This window comes from Candidatus Hydrogenedentota bacterium (assembly GCA_035450225.1).
GTDB lineage: Bacteria > Hydrogenedentota > Hydrogenedentia > Hydrogenedentales > SLHB01 > DSVR01.
In genome coordinates this window covers 123,780-140,377 of sequence record DAOTMJ010000007.1, presented here as the reverse complement: position 1 = coordinate 140,377, position 16,598 = coordinate 123,780, and the positions used below count along the sequence as shown (strand labels likewise).

The 16,598-nt window shown below is 61.3% G+C and carries 16 protein-coding genes; 10 read left to right on the top strand and 6 right to left on the bottom strand.

All coding sequences use genetic code 11. The annotated features are described in order from the left end of the window. The first annotated feature begins 579 nt into the window (after window positions 1-579). The 4 genes from P5540_06635 to P5540_06620 are packed head-to-tail and all read left to right on the top strand — an operon-like array spanning window position 580 to window position 3,772. Window positions 580-1,830, top strand: coding sequence for a glutamate-5-semialdehyde dehydrogenase (locus tag P5540_06635; GenBank protein ID HRT64489.1), 1,251 nt, complete (start codon window positions 580-582; stop codon window positions 1,828-1,830). Beyond that, window positions 1,823-2,416 (top strand): nicotinate-nucleotide adenylyltransferase, encoded by a 594-nt coding sequence (nadD, locus tag P5540_06630; protein ID HRT64488.1) that lies wholly within the window; start codon window positions 1,823-1,825, stop codon window positions 2,414-2,416. Before P5540_06635 ends, nadD begins: the two co-directional genes overlap by 8 nt. After that, a complete protein-coding gene (gene yqeK, locus P5540_06625) occupies window positions 2,406-2,990 on the top strand; it encodes a bis(5'-nucleosyl)-tetraphosphatase (symmetrical) YqeK (protein ID HRT64487.1) in 585 nt (194 codons plus the stop codon). The genes nadD and yqeK overlap by 11 nt, the downstream gene beginning before the upstream one ends. Further along, a complete protein-coding gene (locus tag P5540_06620) occupies window positions 2,966-3,772 on the top strand; it encodes a class I SAM-dependent methyltransferase (GenBank protein ID HRT64486.1) in 807 nt (268 codons plus the stop codon). The genes yqeK and P5540_06620 overlap by 25 nt, the downstream gene beginning before the upstream one ends. A gap of 20 nt (window positions 3,773-3,792) precedes the next feature. Here the strand turns inward: P5540_06620 and P5540_06615 are convergent, their stop codons facing one another. The 5 genes from P5540_06615 to P5540_06595 are packed head-to-tail and all read right to left on the bottom strand — an operon-like array spanning window position 3,793 to window position 9,080. Continuing rightward, a complete protein-coding gene (locus P5540_06615) occupies window positions 3,793-4,701 on the bottom strand; it encodes a hypothetical protein (protein ID HRT64485.1) in 909 nt (302 codons plus the stop codon). An 8-nt stretch (window positions 4,702-4,709) separates the two neighbouring features. Continuing rightward, window positions 4,710-5,294 carry an ATP:cob(I)alamin adenosyltransferase gene (locus P5540_06610; protein HRT64484.1) on the bottom strand — a complete coding sequence of 195 codons (585 nt, stop codon included), beginning with the start codon at window positions 5,292-5,294 and terminating at the stop codon, window positions 4,710-4,712. 8 nt (window positions 5,295-5,302) lie between these two features. Beyond that, window positions 5,303-6,064, bottom strand: coding sequence for an exodeoxyribonuclease III (locus tag P5540_06605; GenBank protein ID HRT64483.1), 762 nt, complete (start codon window positions 6,062-6,064; stop codon window positions 5,303-5,305). A 23-nt stretch (window positions 6,065-6,087) separates the two neighbouring features. Further along, the gene (locus P5540_06600) at window positions 6,088-6,975 is read right to left on the bottom strand and encodes a hypothetical protein (GenBank protein HRT64482.1); all 888 of its coding nucleotides are present in this window, start codon (window positions 6,973-6,975) and stop codon (window positions 6,088-6,090) included. Further along, complete coding sequence (locus P5540_06595; protein HRT64481.1) at window positions 6,972-9,080, bottom strand: AAA family ATPase; 2,109 nt, start codon at window positions 9,078-9,080, stop codon at window positions 6,972-6,974. Before P5540_06595 ends, P5540_06600 begins: the two co-directional genes overlap by 4 nt. 223 nt (window positions 9,081-9,303) lie before the next feature. Between P5540_06595 and P5540_06590 the strand changes: the two genes are divergently transcribed. The 6 genes from P5540_06590 (at window position 9,304) to purE (ending at window position 15,556) form a co-directional block, all read left to right on the top strand. Beyond that, a complete protein-coding gene (locus P5540_06590; GenBank protein HRT64480.1) occupies window positions 9,304-10,596 on the top strand; it encodes a phenylacetate--CoA ligase in 1,293 nt (430 codons plus the stop codon). A gap of 91 nt (window positions 10,597-10,687) precedes the next feature. After that, window positions 10,688-11,845: a sulfate adenylyltransferase gene (gene sat / locus P5540_06585; GenBank protein HRT64479.1), complete on the top strand. Its 1,158-nt coding sequence runs from the start codon at window positions 10,688-10,690 to the stop codon at window positions 11,843-11,845. Continuing rightward, window positions 11,845-13,236, top strand: a complete 1,392-nt coding sequence (locus tag P5540_06580) for an alkaline phosphatase family protein (protein ID HRT64478.1) — start codon at window positions 11,845-11,847, stop codon at window positions 13,234-13,236. The genes sat and P5540_06580 overlap by 1 nt, the downstream gene beginning before the upstream one ends. A 3-nt stretch (window positions 13,237-13,239) precedes the next feature. After that, window positions 13,240-13,632, top strand: coding sequence for a hypothetical protein (locus tag P5540_06575; protein ID HRT64477.1), 393 nt, complete (start codon window positions 13,240-13,242; stop codon window positions 13,630-13,632). Between the two features lie 349 nt (window positions 13,633-13,981). Beyond that, entirely contained in the window at window positions 13,982-15,022 is a 1,041-nt protein-coding gene (locus P5540_06570) for a glycosyltransferase family 1 protein (GenBank protein ID HRT64476.1), read from the top strand. Between the two features lie 48 nt (window positions 15,023-15,070). Continuing rightward, the gene (purE, locus tag P5540_06565; protein ID HRT64475.1) at window positions 15,071-15,556 is read left to right on the top strand and encodes a 5-(carboxyamino)imidazole ribonucleotide mutase; all 486 of its coding nucleotides are present in this window, start codon (window positions 15,071-15,073) and stop codon (window positions 15,554-15,556) included. A gap of 258 nt (window positions 15,557-15,814) precedes the next feature. Here purE and P5540_06560 read toward each other — a convergent pair whose 3' ends face one another. Beyond that, window positions 15,815-16,546 carry a metallophosphoesterase family protein gene (locus tag P5540_06560; GenBank protein ID HRT64474.1) on the bottom strand — a complete coding sequence of 244 codons (732 nt, stop codon included), beginning with the start codon at window positions 16,544-16,546 and terminating at the stop codon, window positions 15,815-15,817. Between the last annotated feature and the right edge of the window lie 52 nt (window positions 16,547-16,598).

Genomic DNA, 16,598 nt, shown 5'->3' with positions numbered 1-16,598 from the left:
TTCGTGTCGAACACCGTCTCATTCGACCGGTCTGAAAATGTATAAACTCCAGTGCGCCGATACACCGGCGCATTCCATTTAGTACCATAAAGTCTGGCTTCTACAAAAAACAAGAAGAAATTCTTGGGCAACTTGCGCAACCAATTGAAGTTCCATGATTTAGCGGATGCGAAAATCGCGGGGTTTTGAGAGCGATTACGATTACGAGCACGATTACGAGCACGAGCACAAAGAGAAATTGGGTTGTGGGTGATGTCCACGTCAGTTGCGGTATGTATAAAATCGTGTATTTGGCGGCAGCTATCCCGTTTTTCGAACGAAAGCCACGCGAGTCACAAAAAAGAAACGCTTCTCCAAAGAGAAGCGTCGGCCCGAAGATTCGATCTTCGGGGGGGTTATCTGACCCAATTAGAGCATGGACCTTTTTTTGATGTCAAGGTTTGGGAACAAAATATTGGATTGAACAGTGAAGCGTGTAATTGCCTACATAGACGGATTCTGTTTGAAGAGACCGAAAGAATGGAAATAAGACTTGGGAACAACCTGGTGGTGCTGTAGCCGGCCTTGTGTGCAAAGAGGATGAAACGCATGGACATGGAGCGGATTGGGCAACAGGCGCGGGCGGCGGCGGACGTGTTGCGCCCGATGACGAGCGCCGTCAAGGACGCGGCCCTGATCGGCATCGCGGAACGCATGGCCGCGTCGTCGAATCGGTTGAAAGCCGAAAACGCGAAGGACCTCGAAGCGGGCCGGGCCAAGGGCCTGTCGGCGGCCATGCTGGATCGGCTTGAATTGAACGACACGCGGATCGCGGCGATGGCGGACGGCCTGAGGGCCGTCGCGGCGCTGCCGGATCCGGTGGGCGAGATTCTGCATCAGACGGTGCGTCCGAACGGCTTGCGCATCGCGCGGATTCGACAGCCGATCGGCGTCGTCGGCATCATCTACGAAAGCCGCCCGAACGTGACGGCCGACGCGGCGGCGCTGTGCCTGAAATCGGGCAACGCGTGCATTCTCCGCGGCGGTTCGGAATCCATTCACTCGAACATGGCGATCGCGCAAGTCTTCGTCGAGGGCGCGGTGGCGGCGGGCGTCCCGGAACACGCGGTGCAAATCGTAACGACCACGGATCGCGCGGCCGTCGGCGAGATGCTCAAGATGGACCGATATATAGACATGATCGTTCCCCGCGGGGGCAAAGGCCTGATTGCCCGCATACGGGACGAATCGCGGATCCCGGTCGTGGCGCACCTCGACGGCATTTGCCACACCTACGTGCATCGCGACGCGGACCTCGCCATGGCCAAGGCGATCTGCCTCAACGCGAAACTCCAGCGGCCCGGCGTGTGCAACGCGATGGAGACGCTGCTGGTTCATGTGGACGCCGCCCCGCGGTTTTTGCCGGAGATGGCCGAGGCGTTGCGCGCGGGCGGTTGCGAACTGCGCGGATGCGCGCGGACGCAGGCCCTCATCGGATGCGCGCCCGCAACGGATGATGACTGGATTACGGAATATCTCGACAAGATTCTGTCCATTCGCGTCGTGGACTCGCTGGAGGACGCCATCGCCCATATCAACACATACGGTTCGCATCATTCCGACGCGATCGTTACGGATAGCTACGCGGCGGCGGAACGCTTCCTCGACGCCGTGGATAGCGCAACGGTGTATGTAAACGCATCCACGCGGTTCACGGACGGCTACGAATTCGGCATGGGCGCCGAAATCGGCATCAGCACGAACAAACTGCATTGCCGGGGTCCCATGGCGCTTGAGGAACTGACCACGGTGAAATACGTGATTCGGGGATCTGGGCAAATCCGTGAATGACGCCTTACGTATCGGCGTGTTCGGCGGCACGTTCGATCCCATCCACAACGCCCATTGCGAACTGGCCCGGACGGCCCTCCGCGCCGCCCGGCTGGACAAGGTTCTCTTCGTCGTGTCGGCGCGGCCCCCCCACAAGGGCGGCGAAACGCATGCGGACGCCGAGGATCGCTATGCGCTTGTCCGCGCGGCGGTTGCGGACATTCCCGGCGCCGAGGCGTCGCGCTTGGAAATGGATCGCAAAGGTCCCTCATACACCGTGGATACCCTGCGCGCGGTCGCGAAAGCCTATCCCGGCGCGGATCTTTTCCTTATTGTCGGATACGACGCCCTGCTCGACTTGCCCAAATGGCATGACGCGGCCGGTATTCTACGTCTGGCGCGCGTGCTGGCGGCCCGGCGGCCCGGTCCCGTTTTGAATCCGCCGCCCATGCTCGAAGGGCGCTACGAACTGCTTCCGTTCCAGGAAACCGGCGTATCGTCCACTGAATTGCGCAAACGGATCCGTGACGGCGCCCCGCTGGACGGATGGACCCCGCCCGTTGTCGCCCGGTTGATCGCCGAGAAGGGGATGTACCGTGGCGATTAGCAACCTGCCGCGGAAGGACGAATACCTTGGGCTGTTGCGCGGCCGCGTGTCGGACCGCACCTTGCGCCATTGTATCGGCACGGCTGAATTCATGGCCCTGCTGGCATCCCGCGTCGAAATCGGGCACGAAGCCGCCATGACAGCGGGGTTGCTGCACGATCTGTGCAAGGGGTTCGACGACGAAACCATGCTGGCGAAGGCCACGGACTACGGCATCCCCGTTCGCGACACACAACGGCGCAAGCCGGGGCTCCTGCACGGACCCGTCGCCGCGGAAGAAATCCACCGCCTGTTCGGCATCGAAGACGAATCCGTCCGCGATGCCATTCGCTGGCATACGACAGGCCGTCCGGAATGGGGTCTTCTCGGTCTCGCGCTGTACGTGGCCGATTTTGCCGAAAAGACACGGGATCATCCCGAGTCCGCCGAGGCGCGCGCGCTGCTCGAAAAAAACGGTTTTCGGGACACGTTGCTTTTCGTGTCGAGGCGAAAACTCGATTATGTTCGCAAAAAGCCCCATATCGATCCGACAACCGAGGCTTTCCACGCATGGCTGGAAAAGGAATGGGCATGATGGCCGCATACGATCCGTTCGCCGACATCGCGCCCTATTACGACACCATCATGGAGCACGTCAATTACGGGCGCTGGTTTCGGGTGACCGAAGCGCTGTCCACGCTGCTGCCGCCCGGATTCACGCATGTTGACGCGGCCTGCGGCACGGGCGTACTGATCAAACGACTGCGCGCGGACGGATGGCGCAGTTTCGGCGTGGACCTGTCGTTCGCCATGATTCGCGCTGGTCGCAAAGGCCCGCGCGCGTTGCCCGCGGCTACGGCGGACCTTCGCGCGCTGCCCTTGCATGGCGGGGCCGATTACGTGACATGCCTGTTCGACAGCCTCAATTTCCTGCTGGAATACGAGGACGTCGAACGCGCGTTCGGGCAGATTTACGGCGCGCTCGCGCCCCAGGGCCTCTTTTATTTTGACGTCGTCACCGAACGCATGGTCAAGGACTATTTCGAGGGGCAGGAGTGGATCGAACAGAACGGGCGCTTCTCGACGACATGGCGCAGCGCCTATTCGCACAAGACCGCCGTCGTGGACACGCATATCCGCGTCAACACAGGCGCTTCGGGCGAGGTGCGGGAACGCATCTACGACCAGGCGGACGTCGAACAGGCATTGCGCGCGGCGGGATTCCATATTCTGGGCGTGTTCGATGCCCACACATGGCGCGCGCCGGGGCGCAAGAGCATCCGCCTCGATTTCGTGGCGGTCCGGGAGCCGGGGCGATCGTTCCGCAAACTGTTCAACCGGCTCCTGCCGGAAATCCGAAACCGTCTCGCGGGCTGAACAAGCCGTTCCGGGCGCGATCAGACACGGAACAACCGGATTTCGTTCGTGTCGTTGGGCCGGGCGCATTCCGCATAGATGAACAACCGGCCTCCGGTCCGCAGCCAATGCGAATAGCGCCAAGTATGGTTGCCGCCCGGCGTGCCGCTTTTCACCAGCGGTTCTTGCGGCGTCAGGTCAACGACATGGGACAGGTCGAGGGTGTAGGCGAGGCCCGTCGCGATGTTGTAGTTGGGATCGCGCCATTGCGCATGCGACCCTTCGTAAACAAAAAGATACCCCGCGTCCATGGGCAGCACGCAGGCCGGGCGCGTGTAAAAATTGTGCCAGCCGCCGTTATCGAAAATGGGATTGCGCGGATCGCCCGTCCATTTTTCGCCGTCGTCGCTCGTGAAATGGTGGACCCGCTCGACGCGGTCAATACCGATGGCGTACAGGTGCCAGCAGCCCTCCGCCCACAGCACAAACGGATCCTTGAAACCCGGTCCGATCCCCGTGCCCCACGAATCCGGCGCTTCGACGACCACGCGCGCGGTACCCGGATCGAACCGCGCGGGGTCCGCCGCATCGTCGAGCCGGAGGATGTGCCAGCCGCCTTCGGCCCGCGTGGCGCACAGATAGATTTTGAACAGGCCCGTATGCGGATCATGCACGAGCGCCGGCCGTTCGACTGACCGCACCCCCAGAGCCTCGCGGCTAATCGCATGGACCGGCTCAAAGCGGATGCCGTTGCCGCTTCGCAACAGCCGCACTTCATAGCCGCGCTCGCCGGGCGGCGACGTTCCCTCGCGCATACGGGCCGCAAGCCAGAACGCGCCGTCCGCTCCCAGCGTCACCGACGGCGCGCCTGCCCACCATTCAGGCTCGTTCCGATCCGGTTCCAGAACGACATCATACGTCTCAAAAGCCCGCCGCAAGGATTCGCGCATGCTGTCCGTCACTCCCCGTTCAATACACGATAGTCCACGGTGCAATGGGCCGGTTTCTCAACGTGCCGCGCCAGCATGTACAACGTGTCGCTCAACCGGTTGACGAAGGCCAGGATGTCGGCGGCATCGAAGGCCGGAATCGTCTCCTTGAGCCGCGCCAGGTTCCGTTCAAGACGCCGTGCCAGCGTGCAGGCCCGGTCGAATTGCGCGGCCAGCATCGTTCCCGGCGACACGATGAATGCCTGCGGCAACGGCGTTTCCTCCTCAATCCGCTGTTGGAACGCTTCGATCTTGTCAAGGTACGCGCGCGACACCCGGCCTTTGCGGTATTCGGGATGGCGGTCGTGCGGATCGCTGCACGCGCTGCCAATCAGGAAATAGACATGAAGCAGCCAGAACAGAAAATCGGCGATTGCGCCATCCCCGTCCGGGTGTTCCTGTAACAGGCAAAGCCGCGCCATGGCCGTCTGCACGCGCAACTCGTCCAAAGAACCCACACACTCCATGATCGGATGGCTCTTGGAATACCGTTCGCCGCCCAGCGTGCCGGTCTCGCCCGCATCGCCCTGCTTCGTCGTTACCTGTGATTTCATGGCGCGCCTCATCGAATCTCGACGGCCACCGGACAATGGTCCGAGCCGGTTATTTCCTTCAGAATCGAGGAACTCTTGACACGCGGCAGGAAGTCCGCGTCCACGCAGTGATAATCCAGCCGCCAGCCGATGTTTTTTTCGCGCGCCCGGCCGCGATACGACCACCACGTGTAATGCCCCGGTTCCTTGCAGAAATGACGAAATGTGTCCACATGACCGGCGGCCAGAAACGCATCCATGGCGGCGCGTTCTTCAGGCAGAAAACCGGGGTTGTCCACGTTTTCCTTGGGCCGCGCCAGATCGATTTCCGTGTGCGCGATGTTGTAGTCGCCGCACAACAGGACGTGCCGCCCCGCCTTGCGCAGCGCCACGCAGCGATCGCGCAGCGATTCGCAAAACGCGAGTTTGTACGCAATGCGGGCGCGTTCCGGCTGGCTGTTCGGGAAATAGGCGTTTATCAGCGTGAAATCCTTGTACTCGGCCATCTGGATCCGGCCTTCGTTGTCGAACTCCTCCACGCCGAACGGCGTCACCGAAACCGGTGGTTTCTTTGCAAAAAGGGCTGTGCCGCTGTAGCCGGGCTTCCGGGCGGGATTCCAGTACAGCCGGTATCCCAGCGCCTCGAAGACCCCGGCGTCAATTTCCCCCGGCATCGCGCGTGTTTCCTGCAAGCACAAAATGTCCGGGCGATCCGATGCAAGCCATTCGAGGAATCCGTTTCGCAACGCGGCACGAAGCCCGTTGACGTTCCATGATACGATGCGCGTCATGACCCTGTTGTCTCCGGTTGGCCTCAGAAGCGAATATGAAAACGTTCGCCCGTGTTTTCAATCTCGATGGCGACGGATCGCGTGTCCACCCCGATCAACACGGCGCTGGTGTCGGGGATGCGCTCGCCGATATGCACCGGCTGCAGATTGATGATGGCCGACGCGTACGGATGGGCGCGATTCGCCGGGCGGACCATGTTGATGCGGATGTCGCCCAATCCCAGTCGTTCCTTGTCGCTTTCCCGCAGCACGGGCAGCGTCATCAGATCCACCGGAATCGGATCGCGCCGGGGTGCGGTTTTTGCGGGCGATGACGATTCCTGTGCGATTGCGGCAGCAACATCCCCGGCGGGAATCGGATCGATGGGCATTGGACCGGGCTTCGGCGGCGCCGTGTTTTTCGCGGTGGGTTTCTTTGGCGGTTCCGGTTTTTCCGGTTTCACAACGGATGCCGCGGCCACTGGGGCCGGCTCCGGCGGCGTGGGCGGAGTGACCGGCGGCATGGCAACCGGTTCGGCAACGACGGACGGCGGAACCGGTACGGATAAAGACGGTTGATGCGTCGGTTGTGGAACCGGTTCGGCGGCGGGCGGCGCGGTTGGAACCGATGCAACCGGTTGCGGCTGCGATACCGGCTGCAATACCGGAGACGGCAAAACCACCGGCGCCGGGATTGGTCTTGCAAGAAGGACGGATAAGGTCACGGATATTCCGACCACAAGCGCCGTCAGCACGATTGCGCCGGCGACCGCCAGCGCGGGCGTGATGCGCAACGACAGGCCGGAAGGCACGGGCCGGCCGCCGAGCAAATCCTGTTCGGCGGTTTCATGGCGAAAACCGGCATCGTCCGAACGATTGGCGTCGGCCTTTTCCTGTTCCACCTTCTTGAGCGCATCCAGAATCGAACTCATGATTGCGATTCGCTCTTGGACGCTTCGTCTTCCCGGGGACTGCGGGGAACCAGCGGGGGGCTCGCGGTTACGGGCGGCGTGACTTCCTTGGACGCTTCAACTTTCGGCGGTCCCAGGCGGTCGTCTCTGGGCGGAGGGTCCAAATCCTCGGCGGCAACCTGCGCGACCGAATCGGGCGCGGGCGGTGCGGCAACGGCCACCTCGGGCGGCGGCTGAACGATTTCCGGCAACGGCGCGGCGTCCGGCGCCGGAACGGCCGGTTGCGGCCCGGTCTGCGCAACGGATTCCGGCATGGAGGCCGCCGGTTCGGGTTTGCGCGATTGTCGAGCTTCCCGTTTTACAGACGCCTTCTTTTCGTCGAGCGACGGCGTGGGCGAATCCGGCAGCAGGCTCGAAAGAATCATGCGGACCTGCCTGCCCGCCATGCCGTCAATCATCAGCCCGGCCTCGGCCTGCAGTTTGGCCACGGCGCGCGCGGTGCGCTCGTCGTAACGGCCCTTGGCCGCTTCGGGCAAACGGCCCAAGGCCCGCAGCGCCTCTTGAAGCCGCTCCACATCCGGGCCTTCCATGTCCCGCTTCAATACCCGCGCCGCCGGTTCGGGATCGCGCCAGTAAACGGCGGCCTTGCCCGCGAAAACGGAGGCAAAAACGTCCTTTGTCACGACAGCCGGCTCCTCGCCGGTCGTTATATGCAACAACCCGTCGTCGGCGCGCATGAGCGCGATCCACGCCGGTCCCTGGGCGGTTTTGACTTGCGCCAACGCAGGCAAGCCGATGGCGACAAGTTCTTCGACGGACAGCGCAAGCATCTCGCAGGCCAAACCGTTGGCCCGCGCGAAGCCCGTTATCGAGGCGTCCGAACCGTCCTTCGGCTGATCGCCCACGACCGCCATGTTCCACGCCCGCATGATCGCCGACACCGCCTTGCCACGGCTCTGCGCCGGGTCGAGTTTTTCAAACGCCTCCACGGGCATCGGGGCCGTTTCCGGCTTTTCGATCGGCGGTTGCGGGGGCGGCTCGGCAGGCGCGACAGACACAGGGGCAACCACGGGCACAGCCTCGACAGGCGCCGGCGGGGCCATCGGTTCGATGGCTATCCGATCGGAAACGATCGGTTTGTTTTCCTGAACCGTGGCGCTGGCCTGCTTGATGGGTTCAGAAACGGGCGAGGCTTGCAACCAGCGCCAAACCGGCACGAATGCCGCGATCAACACCAGAATGGCCGCGGTGGTCCCAATCCATGCCGGATTCGGCAGGAACCGTTTCGCGGCGGAAAGCAAGGCGCCCTTGGCGCGAATCGTTTCGCCGCGGATTTCCCTCGATGCGCGCCGCACCACCGAAGCCGGAATTTCGCGGATCTCCCGTGTGTACCCTATCAACAGGGCCCGATCGCAAATGGCGTTGATGACCCGCGGGGTGCCCCCGCTCAGCCGGAAGATCGTTCGCAAGGCCCCCTTGGTGAAATGGACTTTTTTGCGTCCGCCCGCCACATGAAGGCGGTAGGCGATATATTGAATCGTTTCTTCCCGGTTCAATGGTTTCAAATGATAACGCGCCGTAATTCGCTGATTGAGTTGCCGCAACTCGTCCAACTGAAGATTTCGCGCGAGTTCCGGCTGGCCAATCAACACAATTTGCAGGAGTTTCTGCGATTCCGTCTCCAGGTTCGACAGCAACCGGATCTGTTCAAGCACGCCGGGCTTTAAATCTTGCGATTCGTCAATCACCAACACGCAATTCTTGCCGTGCGCGGCCCGATCCAGCAGATACCCGTTCAGTTCGTCCACGAGTTCCTTGATCGATCCGGCCCGGCTCTCGATGCCGAAATCCTCGTTGATCTTGCGCAGCAATTCGTCCGGCGAAAGGTAAGGATTGAAGATGAACGCCACTTCCGTGTCCGCGTCGAGCTGGTTCAGCAGGCTTCGGCAAATCGTCGTCTTGCCCGTCCCGATTTCACCCGTTACCATCACGAACCCCGTCCGGTTTCGGATGCCGAACATCAGGTGTGCGAAGGCTTCCTTGTGCTTTTCGCTCAGAAAAAGATAACGGGGATCGGGCGTCAGATTGAAGGGGCGTTCAGACAGCCCGTAAAACGCTTCATACATGCCGGTCCTCCACGCGGACGCATCCCGCGCCCCCGGGTAAACTCTTGACGGATCAGCATATCACCTCGCGCAACCCTTGTCAATGCAATCCCGCTTGGCGGCGGCTGGAATCGGGGCGCGGGAATCCGTATCCTTTTTGCGTATTGGCGGCATGGGCGCGCTGTTCCCGGGAAAGGTCCGGGGATGCGCGCCCGTATTTGTCGCAGTCTGGAGGATGAAGGCCATGGGCACAAAGAGCGTCTTTTATGATGAAGGGAAAGAGACGCTGTCGCAGGACGAGTTGCACAGACTGCAGTCCGAACGTCTGGCGGCCGTTTTCCGCCATGTTTACGACAAGAACACGACGCAGCGGGAACGATACCGCAATGCCGGCATTGCGCCGGAAGACATTCGCGGATTGGACGATCTGCGTCGGATTCCGACCATGGACAAGACGGACTTGCGCAACACGTATCCGCTGGGTTTGTCGTGCGTGCCGAAGCGCGAGATTCTCGAAATGCACATGTCCTCCGGGGCCACGGGCACACCGGTCGTTATGCCGTATACCCAGCACGATCTCGACCTGTGGGCGGAGTGCATGGCGCGCTGTCTCCGGATGGCGGGGGCGCAGGATGCCGACGTCATCCAGATCACGCCTTCGTTCGGACTGTTCAACGGTGGTTTCGGCTTTTACCGCGGGGCGGAAGCCTTGGGACTGTTCGTGTTGCCGACCGGTTCCGGCAACACCCAGCGTCAAATCCGGCTTGCGCGGGATTTTGGATCGCGGATTATCACCGGCGTGGTGTCGTATGGCATTCGGTTGATGGAAGTGCTCGACGAACTCGGCGAGACCCTTCCGGATCTTGAAATCGGCATTTTCGGCGGCGAGGTCTTTTCGGACTCAATGAAGGACAAGTTGGCGGAAGGGCTGGGCGTCGAGGTGTTCGACATCTACGGCATCACGGAGACCGGCGGCGTCGGCATGGGGATGGAATGTCCCGCGCACGACGGCCTGCACATCTGGGAAGATCACCACCTCATCGAGATAGTGGATCCGGCAACCGGGGAACCGGTTCCGGACGGCAGCCTCGGCGAACTCATCGTAACCGCGCTGACGCGCGAGGCGCTGCCGGCGGTTCGGTACCGGACCGGCGACCTTACGCGGATCGTTTCGCGCGACCGGTGCGCCTGCGGGCGGACGCACGTCCGCATCGCGCCGATTACCGGACGCACGGACGACATGCTGAATTTCAGGGGCGTCACCTTCTCGCCGTGGCAGGTCGAGCAGGCGCTCATGGAAATCCCCGGCGTCGGCGCGAACTACCGGATCGTCGTGGACGACACGGAAGGGTATTCGCATGTGAAGGTGGTCGTGGAGGCGGATTCAAAGGTGACGGAGGCATTCGTCGAACGGCATTTGCGCAATGCGATCGGCGTTCTGCTCGACGTGGACGTGCTGCCCTTGGGTGAACTGCCGCGCGACGAGGGTAAGGTCCGTCGCGTGCTTCACCGCGACGCGGAGGGCCGTCTACATTGACACGGCGCGGCGTCTCGGACGCGGCCGCTTGAAAGAAACCAACCATTCGCGATGCGGAAAACATCGCGCTACCGGCAAAGGAGAATCGGGAATGTCCATAGCACCACATGGCGGTCAATTGATTGATCGGTTGTTAAAGGGCGACGCGCTGGCCGAGGCGTCAAAACGCGCGGCGGCACTGCCGCGCATTGTCGTGGACGCCTACACGGCGTTCGATATTGACTGCATCGCGAAAGGCATGTTCAGCCCACTGACGGGCTTCATGGGCGAAGCGGAAACCCGCCGCGTCCTCGACACGATGTATCTGCGCGACGGCCTGCCGTGGACGATTCCGATCCTGCTGGCGGTCGATCAGGCCACCGCGGACGGGCTGGTGATTGGCGGCGATGCGGCCATCGTGGACGACATGGGCGACGTGGCCGCCATTCTGCATCTCGCGGAAAAGTTTTCGATGGACCACGCGTATATCTGCGAAAAGGTCTACCGCACGACGGACATGAACCATCCGGGCGTGGCGTACACGATGTCGCTCGGCCCCATTTTCCTTGCGGGTGAACTCGACGTGCTCAAGGCGCGGGAAATCGAATTCCAAGAATACAACCTTACGCCCCGCGAAACACGCGCCGCCTTCGAGGAACGCGGCTGGAAGCGGATTGTCGCGTTTCAGACGCGCAATCCCGTCCATCGCGCGCATGAGTATCTCCAAAAAGTCGCGATGGAAATCTGCGACGGCCTTCTGCTGCATCCGCTCATGGGCACGACAAAGAGCGACGACATTCCCGGCGACGTGCGGATGCAGTGTTACACGACCATTCTCGACATCTACTATCCCAAAAACCATGCCATGTTGTCGCTGATGCCGGTCAACATGCGCTACGCCGGTCCGCGCGAGGCGATCATGCACGCGATTATCCGCAAGAATTACGGCTGCACGCATTTCATTGTGGGCCGCGATCATGCGGGCGTCGGGAACTATTATGGATCTTATGACGCGCATTACATTTTCGATGAATTCGATCCGGCGGAAATCGGGATCACGCCGCTCTTTTTCGAGCATTCATTCTTCTGCAAGGCCTGCGGCAACATGGCTTCCATCAAAACGTGCCCGCACGACAAGAGCCACCACGTGTTCCTGAGCGGAACGAAGGTCCGGGAAATGCTCAAGGCCGGTGAAATGCCGCCGGTCGAGTTCACGCGCCCCGAAGTCGCGAAGATTCTGATCGCCTGGGCGCAGGGCGCGGGCGACTGATGGCCGGCCGCAAGGCAAAACGGATTCTCGTCGTCGGACTGGACTGCGCGGCGCCTCGATTCGTCTTCGGTCCGGATCGGTTCGACCTGCCCAATCTGCAACGGCTCGCCGCGAAAGGCTGTTGGGGCCGTCTGCGCAGTTGCGATCCGCCGATCACCGTGCCGGCGTGGGCGTGCATGACCTCGGGCAAAGATCCGGGCGTGCTGGGCTGTTACGGGTTCCGAAACCGCCGCGACTATTCCTACGAAGGCATGGTTACCGCAAATGCTTCCTCCATCCGCGCCAAGCGCGTGTGGGATATTCTCTCGCGCAAGGGACGGAAGGTCGTCGTACTAGGCGTGCCGCAAACGTATCCGGTAAGGCCGGTGAACGGCTGGCTCGTCGCCGATTTTCTCACCCCGGACACACGGGCCGATTACACCTATCCGAAGACGCTCAAGGACGAACTGGAACAAGCCGTAGGGTCGTACCTGCTCGACGTCAAGGACTTCCGGACAAACGAAAAGGCGGCCCTGCGCGATCGCATCTTCGCGTTGATGCACAACCGGTTCGACGCGGCGCGCTTTCTGATGGCGGACAAACCGTGGGACTTTTTCATGATGGTCGAAATGGGCGTGGATCGCCTGCATCACGCATTCTGGAAATACTGTGACCCGCGGCATCCAAAATTCGAGCCGGGCAATCCATATGCGCAGGTCTTTCGCGATTACTACCAGGCGCTGGATGCGCGTCTCGGCGAATTGCTGGCGCTGGCCGGCGACGAAACCGCCGTGATGGTGGTGTCGGACCATGGCGCGAAGGCCATGCAGGGCGGTATATGCATCAACCAGTGGCTCATCGAAAACGGCTGGCTGGGTCTGGCCGAACCACCGAATGGCCGAACGCGCATCGAAGACTGTAGAATAGACTGGCCGCATACGCGGGCATGGGCCTCGGGCGGGTATTACGGGCGTGTCTTTCTCAACGTGGAAGGCCGCGAACCACAGGGCGTCATCCCCGCGGCGGAATACGACGTATGCCTGAATGAACTGATCGCGGCCATCGAGGCAATGCCTGGCCCCGACGGACGGCTGCTCGGCAACCGCGCATTGAGGCCCCGCGACCTGTACAGGGAAGTCAACGGCGTGCCGCCCGACTTGTTCGTCTATTTCGGCGGACTGGACTGGCGGTCGGTCGGCGCGGTCGGGTTCGACGGTATCTATACATTTGAAAACGACACGGGGCCGGACGATGCGAACCACGATTTCGACGGCATTTTTATTATGGACGATGGAATGGGCCGGAAGGGTGAGGAATTGAAGGGACTGCAATTGATGGACGTGGCCCCGACAATCCTCGAATTGTCCGGCGTGGCCGTGCCGGAAGACATGCAGGGAAAGGTTATTGGGTAAGCCATGGAAAAAGGCGCAACCATTTGCCTGAGAGGAACCGAGGCCGGGGCCACCGCCCAGGCGCTCGTGTTTCGCCTAATCGAATTGGGACGCAACGCCGAGCGGATTGACGAGGACATGATCAAGCGTCTGGGCGGCGTGAAGCGCGCGGCGTTCGTGTGCGGGTTACTCAGCCGCAATGGCGTGTTCGCCGTTGTGACGGCGCCGGATATCCGCCCCGAAGGCAACGTGCTCGAAATGGAGGTTGACGAGCACGACACGCCGGATTTTGCGGCCGAGAAAATACTGGATGAGTTGGCCGAGCGAGATCTCTTGCGCATGGATGGCGTGCAGTATACGCCCGAAGAAGAAGAAGCGATTCGGAAACGACTGGCCGATCTCGGATATGTGGAATGAGTTGGGATCTGGAAGTTAGGAGTGCCGAATTCTTGGACGCTCTCTCAACTTGAAAATTCATAAAAAAGCCGTTTTTCGTTGGAATGGATAACGGACTCGCATTGAAGCATTGTTCAGGGAGTCGCGACATGACTGAAATAGGCACGAAAGCGTGGGACAGGCTGTCCAGCCGGTCCAACCGCCGGCTTGGCGCATTTCCGAAAAAGACCGACGGGCCAGTCCGTCCCGCGTTTCAGGTTCAAGGAATTCCTTGTGTTTGTTCAACACCGGGAAAAACAGGCAAGATCCCGGTATGCTCAAGATCCATAACCCTTTGTCCCAAAACCTTTGGTCGGTGGCCTTATAGCCCATGATGGTCGGTGTCAACTTGGCGGGATTGAAGCCGGGCCGCGGCGGCGGCGCGGAACACTATATCCGCAACGTGCTCGCCACGATGCGCGACGTCCAGCCGGACACGCGTTTCGTGTTGATTACGGATCCGGACAACCACGACAGTTTCGACGGCTGGGATCGCGAATGCCTTGCCGGCGCGGGACTTTTCTCGGGTCTTGAAAGCCGCGTCGAACGCGCCGCCCGACAGCGAAATGCCGATGTCTTGTTCACGCCGCTTGAATCGGCCCCCGCCAAAAGCAGCATCCCGATTGTCGTGTTCGCGCTCGACCTCTACGCATGGGAAGAGGACGCGGAGGAATCCGCGCGCAAGCGGGCCGTCCGGATCAAAACGGTGAAACGTGTCTGCGAAAACGCCGCCGCCATCGTCGCGCCTTCCGGATTCGTTCAGCGGAAGTACCTCGAACTGCTGGGTATTCCGCTGAACAAGGTGGTGGTCGCGCCGCTGGGCGTCTCGGAAGTGTTCGCAAAGCCGCAGACCTGCTTCATTCAAAAGCCCTACTTCCTGGTTGTCGGCGCGACGCGCGCCTATCGCAATCTCAAGCGGCTCCGTGAAGTCTTCGACATTCTAAAAGACGATTTTCCGCACGGGCTGGTCGTCGTGGGACAACCCGCCGAGGCCGAGCCGGCCGATTGGGGTCCCCGCGTCATGCGCATCGAATCGTGCCCCGCGACGCACCTCGCCGGGTTGTATCAGCATTGTGACGTGTTCATTCAGCCGTCCCTATACGAAGGCAGCGGCGTGACCGTGCTCGAGGCGATGCGGTCGGGCGCGCCGGTCGTCACGTCGCGCACCGGCGGCATCGCCGAGGTGGCCGGCGACACACCCATCTATTTCAACCCGGAAAGCACCCATTCCATCATTGCCGGCATCCGCTGGGCGCTCGACGAACAACCGGAACAACGACAGGCGCGCGTCCGATACGGAAAACAGGCCGCCTCGGAATACACATGGGAACGTTGCGCATGGAAAACATTGTCGGCGTTCAAGCGGACATAATATACTACTGACTACTGACTACTTCACATAAAGGAGGCCCGCATCAACATGAGCAACGACCTTCTTGTAGCCGTTATCATGGGCAGCAAATCCGACTGGGACGTCATGCGCCATGCCGCGGAGACACTGTCCGAATTTGGTGTCCCGAACGAGGCCCGCGTGCTGTCGGCCCACCGCACGCCCGACGCTTTGGAAGCCTACATGGCCGATGCGACCGCCCGCGGCTGCGAAGTGTTCATCGGCGCGGCGGGCGGCGCGGCGCACCTGGCCGGCGTCATGGCGTCGCGCACGATCAAGCCCGTCCTCGGCGTGCCCATGGCCAGCGCATTGCAGGGGCTCGACTCGCTTCTCTCGATGGTCCAGATGCCCGCGGGCATCCCCGTCGGCACGCTGGCCGTCGGCAAGGCCGGCGCCGTCAATGCCGCCCTGCTCGCCATCGCCATCCTCGCGCTCACCCGACCGGAATTATCCGAAAAACTCAATGCGTTTCGCGCGAAACAGGCGGACAAGATCCTCGGCGAAACGCTGTCATAACAGCGGGGGTATTCGTCTTTCTGCCGACGCGAATAATTCGTGTCTTACACGTTGGGCGCAGGTCTTTGCCATCTGCAAGAAGGACATTCCGGCGCTCATTGCGACCGTCGAATGCTCAATGAGCGTGAAACAGCACTCCGGCTCATGCAGCGATGCCGGACGAATGGTTCAGACGACTTTCCGGAAGAAACAGGCCGATAAAATTCCCGCCGGAACGCGGTGGCCGCCTGCGGCAAAATCGTTTGGCGTTCAATACAATCAGACGCCTTTGATAAGACGGGCGGCCAAATCCGAGGGAAGCCCCGCTTTGATGTTTTTTTGCGCGGCGGCGGCCACGTCGTATTCGACACGGCAGAACTCGAAGGTCATGCGATCGCTGTCGAACAGTCCGAAAGCGGCGCGGGGATCCCGGTCGCGGGGCTGGCCGACGGCGCCGGGATTGATGAAGTATCGGTTTCGGGGCCGTAATTCATGGACGGTTCCGGCGGTCGTGGCAAAATGGCCGCCGCGCTCCGAAAAGAACGACGCCCGATGGCTATGGCCGAAGAAACAGACCATGGTGTCGGGATTCTTCAGATGGGACAACTGGCGCATGGCGTCCAGCCAATCCACAATGTAGTCATCGCGGTTGCCCGGCGAACCGTGCACGCCCAGACAAACCCGGTCGAAGGCCAGTTGCACGGGCAGGGCCTTGAGCCATTCGCGGTTGTCTTCGCGGAGTTGGCCGGCCTGCCAGTCAATGGCTTTCTTGGCCGAGGACCGAAAGAACCATGTATCCTCGTTTCCGCACGCGGCGGCGTCGTGATTGCCCATCAGCGTCGGAATTTCCCGCGCGCGAATCAGTTCGATGACCTCGTTCGGCTGGGAATTGTAGCCGGCAAGGTCGCCCAAGCAGACGGTCTTGTCGGGGTTCAGCCTGTCAATTTCGGCCAAAACCGCCGAGGCCGCCTCCAGATTGGCATGAATATCGGCTATAATGGCAATGCGCATACAATAATCACTGCAAAAAAAATCCACGGCGCCGTTTCAGGCGCCTACCCCC